At 67.3% G+C, this 22,350-nt stretch carries 28 protein-coding genes and 1 tRNA gene; 8 read left to right on the top strand and 21 right to left on the bottom strand.

What is annotated here, in order from left to right; translation table 11 throughout:
• Positions 1–65 precede the first annotated feature (65 nt).
• On the top strand, positions 66–662 hold the full coding sequence (locus tag CVV72_RS27410) for a DUF4383 domain-containing protein (RefSeq protein WP_219146376.1): 597 nt from the start codon (positions 66–68) through the stop codon (positions 660–662).
• Positions 663–665: 3 nt separating this feature from the next.
• Here the strand turns inward: CVV72_RS27410 and CVV72_RS27405 are convergent, their stop codons facing one another.
• From CVV72_RS27405 to CVV72_RS27395, 3 genes are all read right to left on the bottom strand, one after another.
• Complete coding sequence (locus tag CVV72_RS27405) at positions 666–1,649, bottom strand: SCO0930 family lipoprotein (protein ID WP_219146375.1); 984 nt, start codon at positions 1,647–1,649, stop codon at positions 666–668.
• A gap of 82 nt (positions 1,650–1,731) precedes the next feature.
• A complete protein-coding gene (gene pcaB, locus CVV72_RS27400; RefSeq protein ID WP_219146374.1) occupies positions 1,732–3,105 on the bottom strand; it encodes a 3-carboxy-cis,cis-muconate cycloisomerase in 1,374 nt (457 codons plus the stop codon).
• Positions 3,106–3,130: 25 nt separating this feature from the next.
• Entirely contained in the window at positions 3,131–3,670 is a 540-nt protein-coding gene (locus tag CVV72_RS27395; protein ID WP_219146373.1) for a DinB family protein, read from the bottom strand.
• A gap of 99 nt (positions 3,671–3,769) precedes the next feature.
• Between CVV72_RS27395 and CVV72_RS27390 the strand changes: the two genes are divergently transcribed.
• A tRNA-Lys gene (locus CVV72_RS27390) sits at positions 3,770–3,842 on the top strand.
• Positions 3,843–3,885: 43 nt separating this feature from the next.
• Here CVV72_RS27390 and CVV72_RS27385 read toward each other — a convergent pair.
• The 13 genes from CVV72_RS27385 to CVV72_RS27325 all read right to left on the bottom strand — a co-directional run bounded on the left by CVV72_RS27385 (position 3,886) and on the right by CVV72_RS27325 (position 14,121).
• Entirely contained in the window at positions 3,886–5,055 is a 1,170-nt protein-coding gene (locus tag CVV72_RS27385; RefSeq protein ID WP_219146372.1) for a site-specific integrase, read from the bottom strand.
• Positions 5,055–5,249, bottom strand: coding sequence for an AlpA family transcriptional regulator (locus CVV72_RS27380; protein WP_219146371.1), 195 nt, complete (start codon positions 5,247–5,249; stop codon positions 5,055–5,057). Before CVV72_RS27380 ends, CVV72_RS27385 begins: the two co-directional genes overlap by 1 nt.
• Before the next feature lie 10 nt (positions 5,250–5,259).
• The gene (locus CVV72_RS27375) at positions 5,260–6,879 is read right to left on the bottom strand and encodes a replication initiator (RefSeq protein ID WP_219146370.1); all 1,620 of its coding nucleotides are present in this window, start codon (positions 6,877–6,879) and stop codon (positions 5,260–5,262) included.
• A complete protein-coding gene (locus CVV72_RS27370; RefSeq protein ID WP_219146369.1) occupies positions 6,879–7,265 on the bottom strand; it encodes a hypothetical protein in 387 nt (128 codons plus the stop codon). The genes CVV72_RS27375 and CVV72_RS27370 overlap by 1 nt, the downstream gene beginning before the upstream one ends.
• Positions 7,262–8,818: an FtsK/SpoIIIE domain-containing protein gene (locus CVV72_RS27365; protein WP_219146368.1), complete on the bottom strand. Its 1,557-nt coding sequence runs from the start codon at positions 8,816–8,818 to the stop codon at positions 7,262–7,264. Before CVV72_RS27365 ends, CVV72_RS27370 begins: the two co-directional genes overlap by 4 nt.
• A 307-nt stretch (positions 8,819–9,125) precedes the next feature.
• Entirely contained in the window at positions 9,126–9,380 is a 255-nt protein-coding gene (locus tag CVV72_RS27360; protein ID WP_063277333.1) for an AMED_5909 family protein, read from the bottom strand.
• Positions 9,358–9,606 carry a hypothetical protein gene (locus CVV72_RS27355; RefSeq protein WP_219146367.1) on the bottom strand — a complete coding sequence of 83 codons (249 nt, stop codon included), beginning with the start codon at positions 9,604–9,606 and terminating at the stop codon, positions 9,358–9,360. Before CVV72_RS27355 ends, CVV72_RS27360 begins: the two co-directional genes overlap by 23 nt.
• Before the next feature lie 294 nt (positions 9,607–9,900).
• Complete coding sequence (locus CVV72_RS27350) at positions 9,901–10,362, bottom strand: hypothetical protein (RefSeq protein WP_219146366.1); 462 nt, start codon at positions 10,360–10,362, stop codon at positions 9,901–9,903.
• A 23-nt stretch (positions 10,363–10,385) separates the two neighbouring features.
• Complete coding sequence (locus tag CVV72_RS27345; protein ID WP_016331156.1) at positions 10,386–10,682, bottom strand: hypothetical protein; 297 nt, start codon at positions 10,680–10,682, stop codon at positions 10,386–10,388.
• A 162-nt stretch (positions 10,683–10,844) separates the two neighbouring features.
• On the bottom strand, positions 10,845–11,183 hold the full coding sequence (locus CVV72_RS27340; protein WP_219146365.1) for a hypothetical protein: 339 nt from the start codon (positions 11,181–11,183) through the stop codon (positions 10,845–10,847).
• Positions 11,184–11,201: 18 nt separating this feature from the next.
• Positions 11,202–11,696, bottom strand: coding sequence for a flavoprotein (locus CVV72_RS27335; protein WP_255632279.1), 495 nt, complete (start codon positions 11,694–11,696; stop codon positions 11,202–11,204).
• A 71-nt stretch (positions 11,697–11,767) separates the two neighbouring features.
• Positions 11,768–13,006 carry a helix-turn-helix domain-containing protein gene (locus tag CVV72_RS27330; protein WP_037319070.1) on the bottom strand — a complete coding sequence of 413 codons (1,239 nt, stop codon included), beginning with the start codon at positions 13,004–13,006 and terminating at the stop codon, positions 11,768–11,770.
• A gap of 89 nt (positions 13,007–13,095) precedes the next feature.
• The gene (locus CVV72_RS27325) at positions 13,096–14,121 is read right to left on the bottom strand and encodes a hypothetical protein (protein ID WP_219146363.1); all 1,026 of its coding nucleotides are present in this window, start codon (positions 14,119–14,121) and stop codon (positions 13,096–13,098) included.
• Between the two features lie 1,002 nt (positions 14,122–15,123).
• Here CVV72_RS27325 and CVV72_RS27320 point away from each other — a divergent pair.
• Both CVV72_RS27320 and CVV72_RS27315 read left to right on the top strand, forming a co-directional pair.
• Positions 15,124–15,435 (top strand): helix-turn-helix transcriptional regulator, encoded by a 312-nt coding sequence (locus CVV72_RS27320; RefSeq protein WP_219146362.1) that lies wholly within the window; start codon positions 15,124–15,126, stop codon positions 15,433–15,435.
• Positions 15,436–15,438: 3 nt separating this feature from the next.
• On the top strand, positions 15,439–16,320 hold the full coding sequence (locus tag CVV72_RS27315) for an SRPBCC domain-containing protein (protein WP_255632278.1): 882 nt from the start codon (positions 15,439–15,441) through the stop codon (positions 16,318–16,320).
• On the opposite strand, the gene CVV72_RS27310 is transcribed toward CVV72_RS27315, so the two are convergent.
• Positions 16,305–16,493, bottom strand: coding sequence for a hypothetical protein (locus CVV72_RS27310; RefSeq protein WP_219146361.1), 189 nt, complete (start codon positions 16,491–16,493; stop codon positions 16,305–16,307). The genes CVV72_RS27315 and CVV72_RS27310 overlap by 16 nt on opposite strands.
• Before the next feature lie 241 nt (positions 16,494–16,734).
• On the opposite strand from CVV72_RS27310, the gene CVV72_RS27305 reads away from it, so the two are divergent.
• Positions 16,735–17,064 (top strand): putative quinol monooxygenase, encoded by a 330-nt coding sequence (locus CVV72_RS27305; protein ID WP_219146360.1) that lies wholly within the window; start codon positions 16,735–16,737, stop codon positions 17,062–17,064.
• 65 nt (positions 17,065–17,129) lie between these two features.
• Here CVV72_RS27305 and CVV72_RS27300 read toward each other — a convergent pair whose 3' ends face one another.
• Entirely contained in the window at positions 17,130–17,876 is a 747-nt protein-coding gene (locus CVV72_RS27300; RefSeq protein WP_219146359.1) for an SDR family oxidoreductase, read from the bottom strand.
• Between the two features lie 30 nt (positions 17,877–17,906).
• Positions 17,907–18,398 carry a carboxymuconolactone decarboxylase family protein gene (locus CVV72_RS27295; RefSeq protein ID WP_255632277.1) on the bottom strand — a complete coding sequence of 164 codons (492 nt, stop codon included), beginning with the start codon at positions 18,396–18,398 and terminating at the stop codon, positions 17,907–17,909.
• A 185-nt stretch (positions 18,399–18,583) separates the two neighbouring features.
• Between CVV72_RS27295 and CVV72_RS27290 the strand changes: the two genes are divergently transcribed.
• Positions 18,584–19,462: an RNA polymerase sigma-70 factor gene (locus CVV72_RS27290; RefSeq protein WP_219154154.1), complete on the top strand. Its 879-nt coding sequence runs from the start codon at positions 18,584–18,586 to the stop codon at positions 19,460–19,462.
• A 12-nt stretch (positions 19,463–19,474) separates the two neighbouring features.
• On the opposite strand, the gene CVV72_RS27285 is transcribed toward CVV72_RS27290, so the two are convergent.
• Positions 19,475–19,735 (bottom strand): hypothetical protein, encoded by a 261-nt coding sequence (locus CVV72_RS27285; RefSeq protein WP_219146358.1) that lies wholly within the window; start codon positions 19,733–19,735, stop codon positions 19,475–19,477.
• Positions 19,736–20,481: 746 nt separating this feature from the next.
• Between CVV72_RS27285 and CVV72_RS27280 the strand changes: the two genes are divergently transcribed.
• Together CVV72_RS27280 and CVV72_RS27275 are read left to right on the top strand one after the other, a co-directional pair.
• Positions 20,482–20,808: a MerR family transcriptional regulator gene (locus tag CVV72_RS27280; RefSeq protein ID WP_219146357.1), complete on the top strand. Its 327-nt coding sequence runs from the start codon at positions 20,482–20,484 to the stop codon at positions 20,806–20,808.
• A 124-nt stretch (positions 20,809–20,932) separates the two neighbouring features.
• Entirely contained in the window at positions 20,933–21,487 is a 555-nt protein-coding gene (locus CVV72_RS27275; RefSeq protein ID WP_219146356.1) for a dihydrofolate reductase family protein, read from the top strand.
• On the opposite strand, the gene CVV72_RS27270 is transcribed toward CVV72_RS27275, so the two are convergent.
• Complete coding sequence (locus tag CVV72_RS27270; RefSeq protein WP_219146355.1) at positions 21,488–22,321, bottom strand: MarR family transcriptional regulator; 834 nt, start codon at positions 22,319–22,321, stop codon at positions 21,488–21,490.
• Positions 22,322–22,350 lie beyond the last annotated feature (29 nt).

Genomic DNA, 22,350 nt, shown 5'->3' with positions numbered 1-22,350 from the left:
GGAGGGTCCCGGGGTATCCGGCACCCAAGCCTTAATCGAGGTCGCCAACTCTGGGAGGCGGAGCAATGGCACGTGCACAACGCGCTCGAATCCGGACGGCGGGTGTCCAACCCGCGCAGGTTCTCGCCGGGCTGTCGAGCCTGGCCTTCCTGGTGTTCGGGATCGTGGGCTTCACCAGGACCGGGTTCGCCGATTTCGCCGGTCGCAGCGACGCGACGGTGCTCGGATTCTCGGTGAATCCGCTCTACAACCTCGGGTTCGTCCTACTGGGCGCGATCGGTCTGCTGCTGACCTTCGGCTCGGGCCGGTCCAGGGTCTTCGGTCTCCTGACGTTCGCCGCCTTCGGCGCGCTGTTCGTCTGGGGACTGATGATCACCGGCACCGTTTCGACGAATCCGGTCTCGGAGGCGGGGAACCCGTTCAACCTCAACGCGACGGACAACTGGCTGCACCTCGGCCTCGCCGCCCTGGGGCTGCTGATCGCGTTCCTGCCCGCGCGGCACAAGGTGCTGCTGCCCGAGGACGAAGAGGAGAATGTGGTGCCGGGCCGGGCCGACAGCGCTACGGTCGTCGAACCCGTTCCCGACGGCACGCGACGGCCGAAGCATGAAAAAGGCCCGACCATCGCTCGCGATGAGCGACCGCCGGGCCTCGCCCACTAGGCGTCAGTAGCCGTACTCCTGGGCGGGAGCGCCTTCCTCCTTCTTGGGGGCGGCGTTCCCGCTCTGCTCGGCCTTGTTCTTCACCGGAGCGGTGCTCTTGCAGCCGGCGGGCTCGATGACGAACCACGTGCCGCCGACGCCGTGCCCGTTCGCCTCACCGGCGTTCGCGTCCTTGGCGTAGCGGTAGACAGCCCATCCGCCGACAGTGACCTGCGTGGTGCCGTCCGCGCGCTTCACCGTGCCGAGCAGCTTCTGGTCGATGCCTTCGAGCTGGACGTCGCCCTCGGCGAGCACCGGCGGCCAGGCCTTCGCGCAGTCACCGTTGCAGGTCGGCTGCTTGTTCTTCTTGTCCTTGGTGAACATGTAGAGGGTGAAGCCTTCCTTGTCCACAATGGCCGGTCCGATACCGTCGACGTTGCTCGCGACGAGCTTCGTGGCACCGTCTTTCTCTTCGGCCGGAGCCTCCGCTTTCGCTGCCTGGCCAGCTTTGCCGCCCTTGGCGTTCGCGGCGTACCAGGTGCTGCCGACGCCCTGTCCCTTCGCTTCGCCCGCCTTGGCGTCCTTGGCGTACCGGTAAAGCGCCCAGCCACCGACGGTCACCTGCTTGCGTCCGTCGGCGCGGGTCACTTCGCCGACCAGCGCCTGGTCCACACCCTCGATCTGGACCTCGCCCTCGGCCAGCATCGGCGGCCAGGTCTTCGCGCAGTCACCGTCGCAATTGGACTTCGGCGGCTTCGCGCTGTCCTTGTCGAAGCGGTACAAGGTGAACCCGTCCTTGTCGACGAGCACCTGGCCGAGATCGCCGGCTTCGGCCACGGCCACCTTGGTCTCACCCTTGGCTGCGGGGGCGTTCCCTCCCGCCCCGGCCACCGCGGCGGCGGGAGCGACGGCCGGTGCCGCCGTCTCGGTGCCGCCGGAGCAGGCCGACAGCACGACCAGGCCCGCGGCCGCGGACGCCGCTGCGACGACGAAACGCTTGCGAAGCATGGGATTTCTCCTTGTTCGTAGGGGTTCCGCGGCTTGGCGCGGTGAGCTTGTACCCCCTACACGGAGCCGGCACGGGACCGGTTCAAGGAGTTTTCGGAATTTCTTCGCGGGCCTCCAGCGCGGCGTCGGTGAGCACTCCGGCCGACCCGGTGTAGTTCGCCGGATCCAGCAACTCGGCAAGGGAATCCGCGGGGAGGACTCCGGTTATCTCCGGCAGGCCGGAAAGAACCTCGCCGAGCGGCTTGTCCTGCTCCAGCGCGAGCTTGGACGCGCGTCCGAGCACCTCCTTGGCCCGCGCCTTGCCGAGCAGCGGGGCGAGCACGGTCGACAGACGCTCGGAGACGATCTGGCCGTGCGTGAGGCCGAGGTTCTCGCGCATGCGCTCGTCGTCGACCACCAGACCACGGGCCAGTTCGGCCGCCGTGTGCGCGGCACCGCCGGTCAGGCGCAGGCATTCGCGCAGCAGTTGCCACTCGGCGTGCCACGCGCCCGCGGACCGTTCGTCCTCGGAGACCAGGGCCTGGGTGACGCCGGTGGCCAGCACCGGGACCTGGAGCGCGGCCGACCGGATCAGCGTCGCGAGCACCGGATTGCGCTTGTGCGGCATCGCCGAGGAACCGCCACGGCCCTCACCCGCCGGTTCGGTGACCTCGCCGACCTCGGTGCGCGTCAGGAACTGGACGTCGACCGCGATCTTCCCGAGCGCGGCGGCCGTGAACGCGAGGGCGGCCGCGAGATCGGCCGTCGGGGTGCGGAGGGTGTGCCAGGGGAGCATGGTCTCGGCGAGACCGGTCTCCTCGGCGAAGGCCGTCTGGAGCCGCTGCGGATAGCCGTCGGGCAGGTCGGCGAGGCGCGCGTACTCGGCGTACGCGGCTCTCGTGCCCGCCGCGCCACCGAGCGAGACCGGGAGGACGACACGATTCAGCCGGGCGCGCGCGTCGAGCGTCAGCTGACGCCAGCCCGCCGCCTTGAGCCCGAACGTGGTCGGGACCGCGTGGGCGGTGAGGGTGCGCCCGGCCATGATCGTGTCGCGATGCGTGCGAGCGAGGTCCCGCAGCGCGTCCGCCGTCGCCTCGAGGTCGGCGACAAGGATCGCCCGGGTCCGCGCGGCGACCAGCATCATCGCGGTGTCGAAGATGTCCTGGCTGGTCGAGCCGCGATGGACGTACTCCGTGCCGGCGGCCTCGGTCAGTTCCTTGATCAGCCCCACGACCGGGTTCGCCGTCTCACGAGCCGCCCTCGCCAACGCGACCACGTCGATCTCGGCCGACGCGGCGGCCTCGGTGATCGCCTCCGCGGCGGCCCGCGGAATCAGCCCGGTACTGGCCTGCGCCCTGGCGAGCGCCGCCTCCGTGTCCACCAGCGCCCGCACCCAGGCGAGATCACCCGTCGCCGCCTCGGCGGGCGTGCCGGCGCGGACCGGGGACAGGAGGCCGGAATCGGGATCGGCGTTCATCGGCCCAGCATCGCACTTCAGGATTTCAGTGGCCTGTCCTCCCGTCGACGCGCTCGCGCAGCAGGTCGGCGTGGCCGTTGTGGCGCGCGTACTCCGCGATGTGATGGGTCAGCAGCCAGCGCAGCGAGAACGGCTCCCCGTCGCGACGGCCCTTGCCCGTGTCGTCGAGCGACGCGGCCGCCACGATCTCCCGCGACCGCGCGCACTCCGCACGCCACGCCGCCCACGCCTCCTCGACATCGCCGCCCAGATCCTCGAAGTCCTGCTCGGGCCACTCGTCGGAGTAATAGAGCAATGGGACGTCCTCGCCCGCGAACTGCAGGCGGAACCACCAGCGCTCGACGCCCGTGAGGTGCCTGAGCAGCCCGTGCAGCGACATGCTCGACGGCTCCACCGCCCGCAGCGCCATCTGCTCCGGCGTCAACCCCTGGCACTTCAGCTCGAAGGTGCGGCGATGCCAGTCGAGGGTGGACGTCAGGATCTCGCGCTCGCTCGCCACGCGCGGAGGCTCCGGACGGTCGCCTTCCCAGCTGGCCGCGTAGTTCTCCTCGGGGACCGTATCCATGCCTCCGAGCATGGCAGAGACCTCCGACAATTCCGTGGCGCTCCGGCGGCCGCCCCGCCATCCTGGTGGTCGACAGCGGTCTACTAGACTCAGCCGCACGGGCCGTTAGCTCAATTGGTAGAGCTGCGGACTTTTAATCCGTAGGTTCTGGGTTCGAGCCCCAGGCGGCCCACTCTTTCGCCTGGTCCACGCGTTGTGGCCACCCGAGACCAAGATCATCTCCCCGGTTTATCCCCGGTTTTGGGTCGAACGGGTTTATCCAAGAGCCCCTCCAAGGCCTTCGCCGTGGCCGGGTCGACCGTCTTCCGCTCCAGGTAGTTGTCCTGCGTCATCGACACCCGCGAGTGGCCGAGCTGGTCCGCGATCAGCCTCGTCGGCACCCCCGCGTCGTCCAGCGCGGTCGCGGTCGTCTTCCGGAAGGTGTGCGAGGTGACCCACAGGAAGTCCTCCCCGCCACGAATCTCCCGGATGACCCGCAGGACGTTGTTCGGGTCTCGCATCCCGCCGGTCGAGCTGGGGAAGATCGGGCCAGATGCCGCCGCCCGCTTCGCCAGCAGCTCCACCGCCCAGGACGGGAGCGGCAGTGCGCGTTTGCTCGACTCGCTCTTCGGACGCGGCTTGCGGAGCAGCCCTTGCCCCTTGATCCGGACCACGGTGTGCGTGATGTCGACCGTGCCCTCCACCAGGTCGACGTCCTCCCAGTACGTCGCGAGCGCTTCGCCGACCCGGACACCGGTAGCCATCATGAACCGGGACAAGTCGGGCAGGTCCCAGCGCACCGCTTTCTCATCCGCCTCCAGCCGTGCCAGCCATGCGGCGCGCTCGTCCGCGTCCAGCGCGCGAGGCTTCTTCTTCGCAGTCGGGATGCGCCGGGTGTCCCGAGTCGGGTTGCCGTCGATCGCGTCGTACCGGGCCGCCAGCCCGAGCATTCCCGAAAGGACGGTCCGCGCGGTCTTCGCCGTCGACGCCCCGATGTTGCGCTGAAGAGCCCCTAGGAAGCGATCGAGCCGCATCACGGTTGCTTCCCGCGCGCGCAGCTCACCGAGGCCGGGCACGACGTGAGCGTTCAGGACCGATTCGTACGCGGTCTCGGTGGTCGGCGACTTCTTGCCGTCCTCGACGTCCTGCCGCACCTGCTCCATCCAGACTTCGGCCAGGACCTTCAGGTGCGTCTCCCGCGTGATCTCGCCAGTCGTCGACCCGGTCCACTCGCGGAAGACGTCCTTGAGCCGCTGCGCAGCCTTGCCTTTCGTCTTCCCGGTCCGCTCGACCTCCCGCGTGTTGCCGTCGAAGTCGCGGAACAGCGCACGAGCCCGGTACCCGCCCGCGACAGGCGAATACCGGATCTCCCCGTACGTTCCGATCTCCAGTTGAGGCCGAGGCATCAGGCCACCTCTACGGCCAACTGGTCCACCCACGCCCGGACGTCCTCAGGGCGGTACCGCACGTATCGGCCCATGCGACGGCCAGCAGGGCCGTAACCCTTGCTGCGCCACTGGTACAGCGTCCCGACAGGGACACCGAGGTACGCCGAGACGTCTTCCACCGTCCAGAGTGGATCGATGTTGTGCACGTTCATGTGATCCCCCTTAGGCCGCGAGTGGAGTTGCCGAAAGATCCGGCGGACTCTGCGCGGCTAGTAGTGCTTTGTCATACTCGGCTTTCCAGGTGATGCGTTCGGAGATGGCGTGCATCACCAGGTGGTCCCGAGGTGGCACGGAGGGGTCGCCGGAGTCGACCTTGCGCCAGACCAGCCGGGCCGGGTCGGGTGCTGGTTTCTCGATTCCAACCGCCGCTAGCGCCTCCAGGACGAACGCCTTCCGGTCAGCCTTGTGGTCGACGAGCGTCTTGCCGGACCACTTGCGCGACACCAGCACCCGGCGCCCCGGAAGGCCGAGGGTGGTCCGCCGATGCGCCCGTCCCTTGCAGTGGCCTGGTGTGGTCTTTCCGTTGGCTCCCTTGGGATTGACGCCGTACAGCAGCCACAACGCGCAGCGAGGCGAGCAGGGTGTCACCGACAGTTCCGCGTGCAACCGGTCGTGGTGGTCCCTCTGCTGGGCCGTGTCGGCTTCGACCACCTCACCGGTGGACTTGGTGAGGTACTTGGTTAGGTAGCCGATGTGCCGCCCGGCTTCTTCGGTGCCGCCGAGGATGCCCTTGGAGTGCACCTGGCGGCCGAAGGTGACCACGTGCGCCGGGTGCTCTACGGCTTCTATCGCGTCGTCCCAGTCGGTCAGCGGTGCGCGGGTGTCCGGGTCGACGAACACCCTGGCGTCGCCGTCCCAGATCGGCATCCGGTCGACGTAGACGACCTGGTCGTGGTCGGGCCACCAGACCTGGTGATAGGTCGCTTCGGTGACTTGGCGGATGACGTCATGCGGCACCGATCCCCGGATCGCCGCGTGCAGGTGTGGGGCGGCCCGTCGTTGGGGTTCGACGGTGGCGAAGTACTGCGCGTCCCAGCCGACCACACGCCGGAGGTTCTGCCACCAGCGGTCCACCAGGGCCGAGAAGTGGACCGCGTCCCGAGCGGCCCGCCGGTAGTCATAGGTCGACGGGTCGACAGGTGCGGCGTCGGAGCGGACCGGGCCGTAGGTGTCGCAAGTGAGCGTGACGAACATCGACGGCCGGAACCGTCCCGCGTACTCACGGCCCACGGTGGTCTTGGCGACCTTGCGTCGAGGCAGGTTCGGCGCGTCCTGCCGCCGCTTGGTCGAGCGCTTCACCGCCTTCTTCGTGGGCATGTCGATTGAAGGGAGACGGCCCCTCATCCCGAGTTGCCGAAGTTCCTCATCGACACTCTGGATCTCCTCCCGCAGCTCCTCGGCTTCCCCCTGGTCTGTCTCTTGCCGGTGAGCGGCGACGAGGTCAGCCCGGAACGCCAACAGCTCCGTCTGCGTCTCAGTCGGTGGCTCCGGGGTGAAGTCCGGTTCGGTCTCCATGTGCCAGCCCTCACGGCACTGAACCTGTCGAAGTGCCTTCGCCTTACGAGCGCACGGCAGACACACCGATTCCACGGTCGAACCGCACGGAACAGGGACGTAGCGGAGTTCGCCGGTATCGGTGTCGCCGACCTCCATCGTGAACGGCCGAACGCACACGCCGTGCTTCTCAGCGGTCGCTTTCACCACGTCCGACGCCAAGGGCTCACGCATCCGAGCGGCCCGAGTTTTGGCCGGCATGGTCACCGCGGATTCCTGGGTACTCATCAGGCGGCCACCTCCCCAGGGCTGTTCCACTGCCGCAGCACGAACACCGGCATCTCTTGCCGCATCCCCGCAGGCAGGTCCGGGAAGGTGGCTTCGTCGAACCGGACGCCGCCGTAGACGACCACGGGGACGCCGCAGGGAGTTCGGCCGCTGAGTTCCAGGTGCACCGACCCGCCGCCCGCAGGACGCCACAGGGATGCCGTCACGTCGTCGAGCGAGGCAGCCCAGGTGAGCAGGCCACGGGCAACGTCCTCCAGGCGGTCGGAGTCGAGTTGCACCGTGATCGGATCAGGTCCCACCCCGACTCGGACCGAGGCGGCCGGAGGCAGGGCGAACGAGTCCAGGTGGTCGCGGATCGCGTCGAGGAAGACCATCAGCCGGTTCATGCCGCCCTCCCCTCGGAGACGATGTGAGCGCCGCCGTTGGTCACGTAGGCCTCCAGAGCCTTGATCTCCTCGTCGGCGACCCATCCGGCCCGGACGCGCAGGGGTTCGCGGACGCCTTCGCCCCAGACGTAGCCGACACCGGCTTCGGAATCGCCGATCCGGTTCGCCCACGCGCCCCGCTCGTACGCGCCGTCACCGAGGACCATCCCGACGTGGGTCTTGGACGTCACCCGCAGACACACGCGGCGCGGGAACAGCTCACGAACCGGGACGGTGTCCTTTGTGGGCTCCTGCACGTAACCGCGCACCGTGATCCCCAAGGCCCGGCCTTGTGTGGTGAGGAGCGCGACCTTCTCCACGATCGCGTCACGCGTCTTGCGGTCGGTGTACTTGGTCAGCGCGCCGATCTCGTCGAACTCCAGAACCTCAAGCGGATGCTCGACGCTGATCGGGATCATCCGCACGCGTCCGGCGAACTCGTGCTTGCGGGCTTCCATCTCCTCAAGCAGGCCGTCGAGAAGTTCGAGCGCCTGCTTACCGGTCACCGCGTACCGGGCGAAGATCCCGCGCCCGTAGGCGAGTTCCATCCCTTTGGGATCGATGCCGGACACCCGGACCACACCGGACCGGATCGCGGGTGCGGCCGACACCAGCGGGCACCACATGACCGAGTTCTTGCCCGATCCGGTCGCGCCAGCGGTCAGGCAGTGCGCTCCCGAGCCGACCAGCGGAACCCGCCAGTCCGAGCCGTACTCCGTGGTCCCGGACCACACATGCCGCAGATCCACGCCGAGCACATCGGGGGCCACCAGGTCAGGAACCGGCAGGGAGGTCACCGCGGATTTGAGTAGGTCACGGCGCTGGAAGTCGATGGAGACCACGTTGGGCTCCAGTTCCCGCACCTGGCACCGCTTGACCTTGCGCGCCACCGCGAGCGCCCGCGCGGCCTCGTCGAAGTCCTCGGGCTTCTGCCCCGGAACGAGCTGCACCCGCACCTCATCCCACGACGACCCCGACCGGACCTTGAGCACCTTCGGCACCTGCACTGCGCGAGATGCCGACGCGGCCTTACGGGACAGCAAACGTCGACGGCCGACCAGGTTCACCGTCACTTCCACCGGCAGCGTCTCATCCCGGATGCTCAGCCCGCAGGCGTGCAGCCAGGCCGGGAGCTTGCGCGCGTAGACCGCCCAGCGCATCCACCAGGACCGGAGGAACCGGCCGCAGTGGTGGTCATAGGACACCACGTCGAGCAGCCACCACGACGCCAGCACGGCGACGACCGAGCCCACGACGACCGCCAGCGACAGCCACCCGAGGTACTGCCACCACGCCACGAGCGCCACCACGGCAAGGCTGGTCCTCCAGCGCGTGACGACTTGCTTTCCCAACCACAGCAACGATTTCAGCAGCCACCAGAGGGCGATGAACACCAGCGCGGCCGCCGCCAGGACTTCCAAGATCGTGGCGAGCGCGCGACCGAGCTTGTGCAGCAGCCACACCACCACGCCGAGCGCTCCGCCGCCGACGAGAAGGACACCGATCCCGTTCATCGGCGACCACCGCCGGTCAGATCCAGCGGAAGCATTCCCTGACAGGGCGCGCATTCCTTCTCGCCGGGCAGCAGCTTCGCGAACCGCTTACAGACCGTGCAGCGCGTTCGAGTGACCCCGTCTAGCGCACGCTTGTTGCCATCGTTTAGCGTTGTCATTGTTCACTTCCAGAGGTTGTGGACAGCGCAGGAGCGGCAAGGTTGGTAGCCGGATTCCGCTTCTGCGCCTTACAGGACAAGAAAAGCGATTGAGGACGTGTTTGTACGCCGCACGTCCCCACGTGCGTTTTCGCTCTGTCATTCAGTTTCTAGCTAGCTTGCGACTTCTCCTTCTGGATCTGGGCGGCCACCTCCTCCGCCTTGCGCTCCTCATAGCCCACCCAGTAACGGAGTTCGTGGTGGTGACCTCGGTCCACATCGGACACGGCGCGATACATGCGCGCGTTCTCCCTGTGGAATTTCAGCCACGTCGACAGATTCGAACCGGGTTTCGGGCGACGAGCGGAAGCAACGGCGTGTGCGTCCGCCAGCGTCTGCGGCTCATTCCGGCCGGGCGTCGTCATCACGCACCGCCTTGTGCTTGTCGAGAAACACGGCCAGTTCGTCCGCGCTGTCGCGGATTTGGCGAAGGAGCCGGATGAATTCCGGCCACGCGGCCGGGTCGGACGGCGGCAGGATCGCCAGGCTGTCCGGATCGAGGTAGATCACCAGGGCCGGGTTCGCCGAACCATTGCCCTGCATCCCCGCGACCGCCTGCGGCCCCGGCTTCCACATCGCGTTGAACGCCACGGCCTTGTCCCTCCTCACTGTGAGCGCGGATCTCCCACGACCGCGCGTTCTCCTCGAATCCCTCAGCCGCCGCTGTCACGGCCGCGAGCACCCACCACGGCAACTGGCCTTCCGAAGCGAGGTCCCGCCAGGCCGACGCCACCGCGAGGGAAGCAACGGCCAGGTCATGCGCCGCCAACGGGTCGACCGCGTGCGCCCGCAGAGCGCCGTAGTGGTGGTAGGCCATCTCCCACGCCTGGACCAGGTGCGGAGGAACCACGGCCACACGGTGGCTCCCCGGCACCCCGTCCGGCATCACGCAGCCTTGGGCGTCGACTCAGCGGAACCCGAGGCCCGGCCCGACTTCGACGCACCGCCAGCGGCCGCCGCCTTGAAGCCGGTCGCGCGGAACGTGTACGACTGGTACTTGAACTCGCCCTGACCAGCCACCTTCGGCTCAGCCGTCAGGCCCTCCAGTTCGATCGGCCGCATACCCGGCAGCACCTCGGACGTGGTCGGCACCGGCTGCACATCGGCCAGCAGCGTGATCTCGAACGACGCGCGCTTGGCCTTGACCTCGTCCGGGTCGGTCACTGTGACCTTCCACTGACGCTTGCCCGTCACTTCGTCGACCCGCTGCCGAGCCGGACGACCCGACGACCGGTCCTCTCGCGACTGGTACTCGTTGTCCGGCGACACTTCGCCGACCATCACCAAGCCCTGACCGAAAGCCTCGTCAAAGTCGATGGGAAACCGGAAACCCTTGTAGATAGCCATTTGTTGCTCCTAGGTGCGTGTGATCAGTCGTTCTTGCGCGTGACGGCGTCATCGGCAGCGTCGGACCACTGGTCATGGAAGGAAGAGGAATGCGAGCGCGTGCGGTGCTGGGTCTCGCACCACTCGCTGAACTCGCTGGCAGCGGCCGCGAGACTCTGCGCGAACCGTGCGGTGTCCATCAGGCCGCCGATACGGGCGGGTACCTGGACGATGAAGGAGGTCTCTTCACTTCCGGCGACGAGCTGACGAACGCCAGGAGAGGGTGAAACCACCGCCGCGCCGTAGCCGACGAGGGGCTGAATCACCACGTGAATGCCCATGTGTGCTCTCCCGATGTCTCGGTCTCGGCGAGCCCGGTCGGGCGCGCTGGACACAGGAGACACCCAGTGAGGAGCCTCACCCCGGACAAACTGTCCGGGTAGGTACTAGCGGGGGAGAGCGTCCTCAGAAATGACGGCCCACCTGGCGTGACGTGGCCGGGTTCAGGAGGCCCGGTACTCGTCGAGGAGGCGGAAGAACACCTTCAGAGGTTCCTCACCGTCGGCGTGCGCCTCGATGGCAACCGCCCAGCCAGCAGACATCGACCAGCCAAAACGAGCCTCGATCCATTGGGCGAACGGACCGACAGCCCCCATCGTGAACTTCTCATCGAGTCCGTGAACGTCCAGGGCGACGCCGTAGCCGAAGAGGATGCTCTCCAAGTCCCGCAAAGACCGTTGCCGGAGCCACATCCCCGGCCGAAGCCGGATCTGGTCGAGGATTTCTTGAACGTTCTGACACTGATCGATGGGTTTCGGCCGTTCCCCAGACGCAGCTGTCACACCGTCGATCTTACCGAGCTAGCCCGGCGACGGGACCGCTGCGTTCACCGCGGAAAGTACGGCTGACCAGGGCAGCTCCCTCCCGGGAGCGCTCCGCGGTTCATGCAGCGGCCACACGTCATCCCCGTACACGAGACGCACCCCAGCACGCCGCAGCGCGTCGATGTGGGTTTCCCAGGACGGGTGACGGGCGTGCGCGGCGTTCACGCGTGGGAAGACGACGACCGGCAGGTTCAGGGTGCCGATGGCCTCGTTGACCTGCGTCAGAGCTTGATTGTCGGCGATGCCCATCGCGAGCTTGGCGACCATGTTCGCCGAGGCGGGCGCGACCAGGTAGCAGTCCGGGGCCGGATGCGGGCTAGATTCGGCCGGCGAGCGCGGCTCCACCCGGACCGGGAACCCGGTGGCCTCCTCGATCTCGGCACGGCCGCCGTTCTCGTCCAGCCAGCGCCCCGCCGTCGGGGTCAAGGTCACCGCGACCGTCCAGCCGTCCTCTTGAAGGGGCTGGATCACGCGCGGAAGAAGGTCCTCAACACCACCAGCACCCGAACCGACCAGGCCCAGAACACGCGACGCCACCCGACCTACCTCACCGCGCCACAGCGCTCAGCCAACGCCAACAAGGGCGAGGACTTCTTACCAGCCGTCGCCGGGGCACGGCGATACATCGACCGCACGACCTCCCGCACGGCGGTGCTGTGCCGGACGATCCCCGGAGCCTTCTGCTCAGCCGTCAGCAACGCCGACAACGCCTCGTCATCCTTCGCGACCAGGCTCAACGCCCGCGCGAAGTCGATCAGGTGCGTGACCTGCCGCTCTACTGGCAGGTGGTCAACGCTGATCCTCGGAGCCGACTCGATCACCTGCGAAATGTCGCCCAGATCCAGCGCCGCCGACAACCTGTGCAGCTCGACGTTGGCCGGGCCGAACCCGGTCTGCCAGTGGTTGGCGTCCACGCCGAGCTGATCAGCCGCCCGACCTGCGTGAGACAGCAGCTCGTTTGCCGTCGACCGGTCCTGTTGCCGGGCAGCGGCGACGGCCGTCCGCAGATAGAGCATCCCGTAGAGACTCAACGCGGCCGGATCACCATCGCGCATCCTCGGGACCAGCCACTTCGCGGCCACATCGCCCAGCTCAAGCGCGTCATCGAACCGGCCGACGGCCAGGAGCGCGTGAGTGCCGGACCGGGCAGCGGAGGCCAGCACCAGGGGATCATCCGCCTCGTCGGCTGCCTGCATAGCGCGCTCTGCCGCGATCCACGCGAGGTCGGCTTCACCGATCTTGCTCAGTGTCGTTGCGGCCAGGTGGTGGACGCGTGCCGACACCGCTGCACAGGCTCGCCGGTAGGCCGCGTCATCGGCCGAGGCGGACTCCATGCCCTGGCTGGTCTTGATCAGACCCGGCAGGGCCGCGACGACACGGCCGAGGTCACCCTTCTGATAGCTGGACCAGGCACCCTCCACCAGCTGAGCCACCGGGGCCGGGTCGATGTACTCCGGCGACATGGCAGAGGAGAACAGAGTGCGGGACAGCCGCCGGGGAGCCATGAGCGCGTCACGGATGGCCGGGACGTCGTCGTTCTTGTCCTCGTCCTCCATCAGCACCGGTTCGCCGAGGAGATCTCCCAGCGTCACCCGCAGGCCACGCGCGACGTCAGCCAGCACGTCCAAGCGCCGGATTTCCCGTTCGCCGCGCTCGATCTTGCTCAGCCAGTCCTCAGTACGGCCCACCAAGTCAGCAAGAACCGCCTGCGACAGACCACGCCGCCGCCGGTAGAAGGCAATACGCTCCCCAATGCTGAGCTGATCACCCGCACCACGCATAGCTCCAGGCTAGCAGAGTTCGCACAGCTGCCGATTCATGTGAGCCGCTCCATCAAATTTGTTCGATTAATGCAGGAAGGCGCCCGTTTTTACAAACTTGTAGGTAGTATTTCATTGTTTGTCCCAACGGTTCGATATACTGCGAGCGGAACTAATGAGAAGCTTGGATACTGGGGAACGTCGGCGAAACCGATTCTTGCGAAGTGTTCTACGTAGGCGTTCAAACCCTGGGCAAATTTATTTCGATTGATATCTCCATCGACGAACGCTTGTGCGATCTCTGATCCATCGGGAACTGCATTTTCCTTGCCGGGGGAGTGGCATCCAAGTGTCCCAACGACCGTCCACTGCTGTGGCGAAAAACCGTACCGGGCAAACACCATCTCGGGATCTGATTCAAGATGCCTCCTTCCTTCTTGGAGTCGAATGTTGACGGCGTAGGACTTGTTCGAGCAGGGCAATAGGCTTAGGTGCAGTCCTGGCTGGAAGACCCCGCGGGCGATCCTTACAAACGCTCTCAGGAACTCGGGATTCAAGTCATCCCCGTCGGTAAGGGTGGGGAAGTCCTTGATTTCGTCTTCAATTTGTTCGGATGAGTCTGGCGGGCTACTGGAATCTCTTTGCCTGGAGCCGCCTTTGGTCTTCGATGACCCCGGCCTTCTGGGTTCGACTTGGTCAAATAGCTGCGGCGCAATTTTGGAAAGGCCAAGTATGGTCGAGCCGATCCCGGCGAACAGTTTGCCGACGTATCGAGCATCGAATAAGGATCCTTGACTCGTCACCCTTATCAGGGTTCCTGGAGGCATGTCCCTTTGCAAAGAACCATTCGTCCAAACTTCCGGGGATGAAAGAATGCTCGATGCTTCTGTCAGTAGTTGGTTAACTTCAAGTATTTCTTCCAGGTCTGAGTAGATGGCATCTGCGAGTGATTTTTGTACATATTCCTCGGTTCCCCAGTTGCGCTCGTGACTCGCAATAGACTTCACGCCACCCGTAGTCGTCTTTATCGTCTTCTCTGTTCGACGTGCTTCTTCGGCGACGCCGCCATCGAGTTGTGTAAGTAGGGAGCGAACTTTGTCTGCGTCGACGTAGAGGTACTCCCGAAGTGGCATCATCTGATCTCCGATCGATCTTGCAACGCTGGAATGGCTGCCGAATCTGGCTCTATGGGATCAAGGGCGCGCCGCCGCCGGGCGGCGCGCCGGGCGCGTAGGTAGCCCCTCGCCTGGGCGGCCGCGCCGGTTCCCGACACGGCGGGCTGCCGCTCCGCTCCGCCCACCGGCCGGGCGACGCGGCCGCCAGCGGGTCACCTTGCGCAGCGCCACCCAGCGGCGGCGCACATGTCCCCATAGCCAACGTCGGCCCTCCTCAACGAGCGTCGTGACATACCGGTCGTCGGTGTATCGCCACCTGTTACGCGCCGTCGTCGATCTCCTCCACCCCGACGCCTGATCGTGACAACGGCCGGTAACGCCGCGTCAAGGCTGGAAAGCATGCCTTGACCCGACGTCACCGGCCGCGTGCTGGCTTCGTATCGGGATGAAGGGGAGGTGTGGGCAGTAGAATGGCGTCACGCGAACGTGCGCGAGACCAGGGCGAGAAGCATGATCATCTCCCCGGTTTATCCCCGGGAAACGACCGCAGACGACGCCAAACGATCACAGGCCATGATCGTTATCGGTCAGAGTTCGCGCTGGTGAGAGCGGTTGTCGGCAGCTAACGGCAGACGTCCACAGGCCCCGCCCAAGATTCCGTAGGTTCTGGGTTCGAGCCCCAGGCGGCCCACTCTTCGACATCCCCGCTGGACTGCGGGATGTTGCTTCTTCTGGGGCTATGTCCGCCTCGGCGTTCTTCACGATTGGTCTCCGTTCGCTCTGCAGTGCTGGTCAGCGCAACTGCCTGCATGACCGTTCGGATGGAGGCTTGAAGGACATCGCCCAGGGCCGCGCGGGCGTCGACTTGCTGAGTTCGCCGAAGCCGAGTCTCGGTCTGCGATGGAGACAGACCCGCACAGGCGGACCACGGAGTTGCCATCCGCCTGAGCAACCGAACCGCCGCGTCGAGCCCGGTGAAGGGTGCACCGGGCACGAATATGCCACTTCAGCTATATTGCTGACATGGCATCTACCTTCGCCGTGCTGGCGGATCCGAGTCGCCGGGAGATTCTTGACCTGCTGCGTGAACGCGAGCAGCCGGTCGGCGACCTCGTCGACCGGCTGACGCTGACCCAGCCGACCGTGTCGAAGCACCTCAAGGTGCTGCGTGAGGCCGGCCTGGTCGAGGTGCGCACGGACGCCCAACGCCGCTGGTACCGCGTCAACCCGCACCCGCTGGCGGAGGTCGACGCTTGGCTCGCGCCCTACCGCGCGATGTGGGAGAAGAGCTTGGACGCGCTCGAACGCCGACTCGACGAGATCGAAGGGAACTGACCAGTGGACGCGGAACTGCAGATGATCGAGGGTAAGCCTGTGCTGCGCTTCGAGCGCCGGCTGCGACACTCGCCGGAGAAGGTCTGGCGGGTGGTCACCGAACCGGCCGAGATGAAGCACTGGTTCCCTGCCGAGGTCACGATCGACGGCCGCACCCTGCGCTTCACCTTCCCGGATGCCGCCCCGGTCGACGCCGACGGCGGCGAGGGCGAACTGCTCGAGTCCGACCCGCCGAAGGTCTTCGCCTTCCGCTGGGCGAACGACGTGCTGCGCTTCGAGATCCTCCCGCAGGCCGACGGCTGCCTGCTCGTGTTCACCGCCGTGGTCTCGTCGAAGCTCTCCGCCGGCCGCGACGTCCCCGGCTGGATCACCTGCCTGGACGCCCTGGTCGCCCACGCCGACGGCACCGAGTTCGAGCCTCCCACCGAATGGCTCTCGCGCATCGAGTACTACATCGCGAAGTTCGGCCTCGACGAGGGCACCGACAACCCCGACGGCATCCACTTCGCCCGCGATCTGGTCTGGACCCCGCTCGACGACGTCTGGGCCCTCCTCACCGAAGGCGCCACCGGCACCGTTCCCACCCGCGCCGCCCACCCCGGCATCACCCCGGGCAGGCTCACCCGCTCCGAAGCATCTCACCTGCTGGAGTACGAGTGGCTCCAGGACGGCATCCCACAGGGCGTCGTGCGCTGGGAGTTCCAACACGAACACCTGCAGGGCACCACCGTGACCCTTTTCCAAGAAAACGCACACGGCCCCGAAGCCCTCGCCGCCTGGCACGTGCACATGGAACTCTTCTTCGCCGCCAGCCAAGGCGACATCCGCTGCCCCTGGCCCACGGCCCGAGAGGAGGAGCTCGCCAAGCGCTACGCCGACCAGTGATCACCCGGCCTGCGAACCATCGCAAGCGGGTCCACGCCGACACCGCTGATCGGCATCCGCTCCTTGCGGTTGCCGACCAGCCGCTGGGTCCAGTCGACGAACCCGCCGTCGACGTGCAGGAACACCTTGAAGCGCAACTCCTGTAGTACCCGGCGGAGGTTCGTCCAGGGCAACTGGTCACGGGTCGGTTACTGAGCCGGGCGCAGGCGTCCTGGATGAGCTCTTTGCTGACGCCGTGCTCTATCCGCGGAACCTGTTGGTGCGCAGGCCTGGAGTTGAATCACGTCACCGAAGTAGCGGAGAAGACATACGGCCACGCCACGTTTCGCGGGGCAGCTTCCGATCTTCCTGTGACTCACCTCATGCCGAAGCGGCTTGAGGCTGACATTGATGTCACCTCTTAACGTTGCTTGCATGACGACCATTTCGACCGCGCCGGCGCCCGTCTCGCTCTATGGCTTCCTGACCCCCAAGCCCGGGCACGCCGACGAGCTCAGGAAGCTCCTGATGGACCTCGTCGAGCCGTCGCGAGGGCACGCGGGCAACCTTCAGTACCACCTCCACGAGCAAGAAGACGGCCGGTTCTTCCTCTATGAGATCTGGCGTTCGCAGGAGGACCTCGATCGGCACAACGCGACCCCACTGCTGCGCGCCTTCATGGACGAACTGCCCGAGCACCTCGAGGGAGCGCCCGAGGCCTACTTCGGCGCCATGAGGAGTCCCTACCCGGCCACCGTGGCTTGATCGTCGCGGATCTCCTGGTGAATGCGCGGTCGGCGTGGAACCCCCGAACGGCGCTTCGCTTCCGTTCAGGATTGGGCGTCGAGCCAGTCTGAGAACGTGGGGCCCGCGAGCTTGGCGTGCGGGCTCGGCAGGAAACCGCCGGCGGCCGCGATTTCGGCGTCGGGCATGCCGGAGCCGTCGATGCCGACGACCTCGATGCCCCGGCGGGCGGCGAGGAGACGGGCGGCGTCCGACATGATTTCCTTGCGGGGCCCCGCGATTTCGGGGATCGGCGATCCCTGGGCGTCCCGGTCGAGGGCGAGGTCGACCAGTTCCTCCGCGACGGTGCGGCAGGCCACGAGCTGCGTGGGCAAGGCGGGCAGGTGGACGACGTCGCTTCGCTGCCAGTCCAGGAGCTGGCCGACGAACTCGTGGAACTGCGCGGCCCGCAGGATGCGAACGGGCAGGGGCCCGGCCAGGAGAAGTTCCTCGTGCACCTTCTTGGCGGCGATGAAACCGGCCGTGGCCTTGTCGGCGCCGATGATGGAGACCGCGGCGATCCGCGCGACCCCCGCCTGACGGCCGGCTTCGTGCAGATTGCGGGCGGACGCGCGGAAGAATTCCGTCGCCGCCTCCTGTTCGGAGCCGTGCCAGGAGGCGACGTCGATGATGACCTCGACTCCGGCGAGTGCTTCGACGAGTCCTTCACCGGTGACGATGTCCACGCCGGTGGTCCGGGACATCGGCACGACGTGCTGTCCTCGTTTGGTGAGGACGTCGACGACATGCCGTCCCAGCCGGCCGGTCGCTCCGGCAACCGCGAACTTGCTCATGGGTCAAGCCTTTCTCGAAGGTGGGGAAGGTCAGTCGGTGTAGTTCCGGCCGGGCGGCATGCCCGGAATCGGCTTGGCGATGAGCGCGGCGGGGGCGAAGAAGCCGATATGCGCGATCGCCATTACGAGCGTCCAGAGTGCTTTGGTGTCGTAGCAGGCGGATGCCTTGGCGTACAACGAATCGGGCACGCGCTCGCCGGATGGGTTCGGGGTGAGGACGGCCTCCGCGAGTTCCAGTGCGACCCGTTCGGGAGCGGTGAAGCAGGTGGCGTCCGGCCAGGTCGCCACCGCGGTGATGCGCTCCTCGGACTCCCCGGCTTCCCGAAGAGTGCCGGTTTCGCGGATCGTGAAGTAGGTGCTGCCGAGCAGTTGCCCGGCCCGCAGCTGCAGCAGCGCGATGGTCGTCGAGGGGATCGCGCCGTTCTCGAGGACCTTGTGCAGACCGCCCGCGACCTCGGCCATTTCGGGGACGAAAGGGATCGGACCGGGCATGCGCGAGCGCGGGCCCGTCGTCGTGGACATGGGTGGATTTCCTTTCTCTCGGCGTCGCCACCAAGAGATCCCGGTGACCCGATCCCCGTGACAGGCCTGCCTTGTGACGCAGGCCACCGGGCTTCGGTGTCACAAAGGGAGGAGGGCCGGGATCGTATGGGCCCGGGCACGTTCGAGAAAGGCAGGAACCGGTGACGAGTGAACGAGACCCCGCCATGGGGCCGGCCACCGACGCGTTCGTGGCCCACCGCAACCTGTTGTTCACCGTGGCCTACGAGATGCTCGGTTCGGCCACCGACGCCGAGGACGTCCTGCAGGAGACCTGGCTGCGGTGGGTGGACGTGGACTTCGTGACGGTGCTGGCCCCGCGCGCGTTCCTGGTCCGGATCACCACCCGGCAGGCGCTCAAACGGCTGCGGACGCTCGGCAGGCGCAAAGAGTCCTACGTCGGCCCGTGGCTGCCGGAGCCGCTGCTGACCGCGCCGGACGTGGCCGAGGACGTGGAGCTGGCCGAAAGCGTCTCCATGGCGATGCTGCTGGTACTGGAGACGCTCGCGCCGACCGAGCGAGCGGTGTTCGTGCTTCGCGAGGTCTTCGCGCTCGACTACGACGAGATAGCCGAAGCGGTCGGCAAAGCGCCGGCCACCGTGCGCCAGATCGCCCATCGGGCGCGGGCGCACGTCGCCGCGCGCCGACCCCGCGGCGCCGGCTCTCCCGCCGAACACCGGGCGGCACTCCAGGCCTTCCAAGCAGCGGTCGAAACCGGGGATCTGCAGGGTCTGCTCGACATCCTGGCGCCGGACGTCGTCGCACTCAGCGACGGGGGCGGGGTGAAACACGCCCTGCCGCGCCCGGTCGTGGGCGTGGACAAGGTGGCGCGTCTGCTGGCGGGCGGCTGGTGGAAACGTGACGCGGAAAGGACGGTCGAGCCGGTCCAGATCAACGGCGGGCCGGGCCTGCTCGTCCGCGTCGACGGCGAGATCGACGGCGTGCTGGCGGTCCGCGTCGAGAACGGCTTCGTTACCGGCGCCTACCACGTCCGCAACCCGGAGAAGCTGGCGAGCGTGGAGAGAGAGATCGCCGTCAGCCGCTGAGCTTCGCCGTCTTCAGGCGCCGAGGCGGTTGTAGATCCGGCTGGCCAAGGAAGCGGCCAGCTGGTTCAACGCGCTCCAGGGTTCGCTGAGCGCGAACCGGCCGAGCAGTTCCGCCACCGCGTAGGCCTCGGCTTCGGAGAGCAAGGTCGTGCGCTGGTCTCGCAGTCCCTGCTCGACCAGCCGGTTGAGGGCTTCGGCGTACTCCCCCAGGTCACGCACCTCCGCCAGGCCGTACCGCTCATCGAGCGAATCCCCGGCGAGGTCGTCACTCATGGTCGTCTCTCCTTCTGCCTTCACCCGTCCGACGCGCCGTAGAAAATCTATGGTGGCTGGAGTAGACATTCAACGGCGGGTGTGTGTAGTGTTCTCCTTGTACCGAGAAAGACAACGTCAAGCAGGCGCGGGAGATGACGTAACTACCCGCGAGGTGAGACAAGCCGGTCAGGCGGCGCGGGGCCGATCAAGGAACAGGTCCCGCACGGTGATCGGGAGCAGGACCCCAGGGCCGGGTTGTGAAGAGGTTCGACCAGGTAGTGCCGGCCCTGGCAGGAAAGTGCAGGACGCGGGCGGAGCAGGTGCGTCCGTGAGGAAAACGCAGGTTGTAGTCAGTAAATGCAGTTGCAGGACCGGTCAGGTGGCCGGAGCCGATCGGTGACGGGGCTCCGGGCAGTGGCCAGCGGCGTCAGCGTGCTGGGACCGATCAGTGGAAGGGTTCCCGTCGTTGGCGTTCGCAGTAGGTGAAGTAGCAGTACCCAGCAAGGTGAGAACACAGGAAAGAAGGGAACGGCAACATCATTGGATCGCCCGCAGCGGCAAGGTAGCGCCGCGCGGGTGCCGTAGTTCCATCGAGTTCGGAGGTGGTTCGCGGTCACGAATGAGCGATCCCCGCAAGGTCCGGCTTTCCAGCGGACGCGGGTGCAAGAGGCCGGCGGTCACGTCGGTTGACAATGGTGAAACCCAACCCTGAGGACCCCGGGTGCCGTTCTGGCACCCGGGGTCCTTTGTGATGTGGAGGTGGAATGATCCCTGACCAGAACGGATCGGCCGACGGGGCCGACAAATTCGACGACGAGCACTACCCCGCCTACACGATGGGCCGGGCCGCCGACATGCTCGGCGCCACCCAGGGCTTCCTTCGCAGCCTCGACGAGGCCGGTCTGATCGTCCCGCAGCGTTCCGCCGGCGGCCACCGCCGCTACTCCCGGCACCAGCTTCGCCTGGCCGCCCGGGTGCGGGAACTGGTCGATCAGGGCACCGCCGTCGAGGCCGCCTGCCGCATCGTCACCCTCGAAGACCAGCTCCACGAAGCACAGCGTGTCAACGCGGAACTCCGCGCCGACGACTGAAACCCCGCCCTGTGAACGCCCTTGTCCGGATCGGGCAAGGGCGTTCGTGCGTGGATGTCGAGACGGCCGAATCCGCTCCGACTCCCTCCCGAATATGCCGGACGGGAGCGAAGGAGGCCTTGCGATGAACAAGGTGGTGCTGGATGTGTCGATGTCGCTGGACGGCTTCACCGCCGGGCCGGACGTCCGGGCCGAAGAGCCCATGGGAGACGGCGGGGAACGCCTGCACGAATGGATGGCCGGAACGGGGCCCGACGCCCGCGTTTTCGAGGAGGTGAACGCGAGGGGCGGGGCGGCCGTCATCGGCAGGCGCACTTTCGATCTCGGTCTGCGGCCGTGGGGCGGGACGCCGTGGCCCGGTGTCCCCAGCTTCGTGATCACCCACCGGACCAGGGAAGACCTCCTCGGCGACAACGGCGGCACCTTCGCCTTCGACGGGCTGGAGGCCTCGGTCCGCCGTGCCAAGGACGCCGCGGGGGACAAGGACGTGCTCGTGCTGGGTGCCGACGTCGCCGGGCAGCTGCTGGCGGCGGGCCTGCTCGACGAGGTCTGCCTCCACCTCGCCCCGGTGGTGCTGGGGCGAGGGACCTCGGTGTTCGCCGGGCACCTGGGCGAGTTCGTCCTCCAGGGCGAACCCGTCGCGGGCGTCGCCACCCACCTGCGTTATCGCGTCCGGTGACTACCACGGGATAGTGGCCCGGATGGCGGCCGAGATCGGTTCGAGGTCGGCGACAAGGTTCTTGAGTTCGGTGGGGCTCAAGGCGTCGTAAGGCGCCTCCGCGAGCCGGTCGGTCGTCGCCTCGACGCGCTCCTTCGTGGCCCGGCCCGAGTCGGTGAGCCGGTCGTCGGACCCGATCAGGCCGCGGTCGCGCATCCCGTCCACGACCGCGGCCAGCTGCGCGGCGGGGAGATGCCAGACCCGGCCGAACTCGTTCGCGGGGATGTCGACGGACAGGGCGTGGAGCACGTGGCACTCGGTTCCGCCGATGCCTTCGGTCAGCAAAGCGGCGGTGTGCCCGTCGCCCCGGTGCTCACGCAACAGGGTGGCCGCGTGCCACAGCCGTGCCACGGGCTCCTGCGGGATCGGAAGCGTTCGGACGGCGGCGAAGAGGGCGCGCCCCTCCACGGGTGCGCTGGTCGCCGCCTTCAGCAGGAGTTCGCCGGCGCGCGTGACGCCGGGGTCGTCGGCGAGGTCGCCGAGGATCCGCCGCATCCCCGCGACGCATCCCCGTTCGCGGGCGGCCAGCGCCGCCTCGGGCGTGGTCAGCTCCCAGACCTTCGGGAGGTGACGTGCCACCTCGCCCGGGGCGAAGTTGTAGAAGATCGCGTGGATCACCTCGGCGGGCGCCGACCGGCCGAACGGCGCGGCCCGTCCGGCGAAGTAGGCGTCCCACTGGTTGCGCAGGCCGAGCGCGATCAGGGCCTCGTCCGACTCGTCGGCGAAGTAGGGGATCAGGCCGATGGGCTCGACCAGGTCGTACATGCGGCGGGCGACGGGTTCCGGGTGCGACATCGGGTCTCCTGTGGTCGTGGCGGCGCCCT

The sequence above is a fragment of the Amycolatopsis sp. TNS106 genome (genome assembly GCF_019330265.1).
Classification (GTDB): Bacteria; Actinomycetota; Actinomycetes; order Mycobacteriales; family Pseudonocardiaceae; genus Amycolatopsis; species Amycolatopsis lurida.
This window is presented reverse-complemented; position numbering and strand designations above follow the sequence as displayed.

Bases quoted from the DNA above. Each gene is read 5' to 3' on its own strand.
- CVV72_RS27410 (WP_219146376.1), top strand. From the start codon at position 66: ATGGCACGTGCACAACGCGCTCGAATCCGGACGGCGGGTGTCCAACCC.
- CVV72_RS27405 (WP_219146375.1), bottom strand. From the start codon at position 1,649: ATGCTTCGCAAGCGTTTCGTCGTCGCAGCGGCGTCCGCGGCCGCGGGC.
- pcaB (WP_219146374.1), bottom strand. From the start codon at position 3,105: ATGAACGCCGATCCCGATTCCGGCCTCCTGTCCCCGGTCCGCGCCGGC.
- CVV72_RS27395 (WP_219146373.1), bottom strand. From the start codon at position 3,670: ATGGATACGGTCCCCGAGGAGAACTACGCGGCCAGCTGGGAAGGCGAC.
- CVV72_RS27385 (WP_219146372.1), bottom strand. From the start codon at position 5,055: ATGCCTCGGCCTCAACTGGAGATCGGAACGTACGGGGAGATCCGGTAT.
- CVV72_RS27380 (WP_219146371.1), bottom strand. From the start codon at position 5,249: ATGAACGTGCACAACATCGATCCACTCTGGACGGTGGAAGACGTCTCG.
- CVV72_RS27375 (WP_219146370.1), bottom strand. From the start codon at position 6,879: ATGAGTACCCAGGAATCCGCGGTGACCATGCCGGCCAAAACTCGGGCC.
- CVV72_RS27370 (WP_219146369.1), bottom strand. From the start codon at position 7,265: ATGAACCGGCTGATGGTCTTCCTCGACGCGATCCGCGACCACCTGGAC.
- CVV72_RS27365 (WP_219146368.1), bottom strand. From the start codon at position 8,818: ATGAACGGGATCGGTGTCCTTCTCGTCGGCGGCGGAGCGCTCGGCGTG.
- CVV72_RS27360 (WP_063277333.1), bottom strand. From the start codon at position 9,380: ATGACGACGCCCGGCCGGAATGAGCCGCAGACGCTGGCGGACGCACAC.
- CVV72_RS27350 (WP_219146366.1), bottom strand. From the start codon at position 10,362: ATGGCTATCTACAAGGGTTTCCGGTTTCCCATCGACTTTGACGAGGCT.
- CVV72_RS27345 (WP_016331156.1), bottom strand. From the start codon at position 10,682: ATGGGCATTCACGTGGTGATTCAGCCCCTCGTCGGCTACGGCGCGGCG.
- CVV72_RS27330 (WP_037319070.1), bottom strand. From the start codon at position 13,006: ATGCGTGGTGCGGGTGATCAGCTCAGCATTGGGGAGCGTATTGCCTTC.
- CVV72_RS27325 (WP_219146363.1), bottom strand. From the start codon at position 14,121: ATGATGCCACTTCGGGAGTACCTCTACGTCGACGCAGACAAAGTTCGC.
- CVV72_RS27320 (WP_219146362.1), top strand. From the start codon at position 15,124: ATGGCATCTACCTTCGCCGTGCTGGCGGATCCGAGTCGCCGGGAGATT.
- CVV72_RS27305 (WP_219146360.1), top strand. From the start codon at position 16,735: ATGACGACCATTTCGACCGCGCCGGCGCCCGTCTCGCTCTATGGCTTC.
- CVV72_RS27300 (WP_219146359.1), bottom strand. From the start codon at position 17,876: ATGAGCAAGTTCGCGGTTGCCGGAGCGACCGGCCGGCTGGGACGGCAT.
- CVV72_RS27295 (WP_255632277.1), bottom strand. From the start codon at position 18,398: ATGTCCACGACGACGGGCCCGCGCTCGCGCATGCCCGGTCCGATCCCT.
- CVV72_RS27290 (WP_219154154.1), top strand. From the start codon at position 18,584: ATGGGGCCGGCCACCGACGCGTTCGTGGCCCACCGCAACCTGTTGTTC.
- CVV72_RS27285 (WP_219146358.1), bottom strand. From the start codon at position 19,735: ATGAGTGACGACCTCGCCGGGGATTCGCTCGATGAGCGGTACGGCCTG.
- CVV72_RS27280 (WP_219146357.1), top strand. From the start codon at position 20,482: ATGATCCCTGACCAGAACGGATCGGCCGACGGGGCCGACAAATTCGAC.
- CVV72_RS27275 (WP_219146356.1), top strand. From the start codon at position 20,933: ATGAACAAGGTGGTGCTGGATGTGTCGATGTCGCTGGACGGCTTCACC.
- CVV72_RS27270 (WP_219146355.1), bottom strand. From the start codon at position 22,321: ATGTCGCACCCGGAACCCGTCGCCCGCCGCATGTACGACCTGGTCGAG.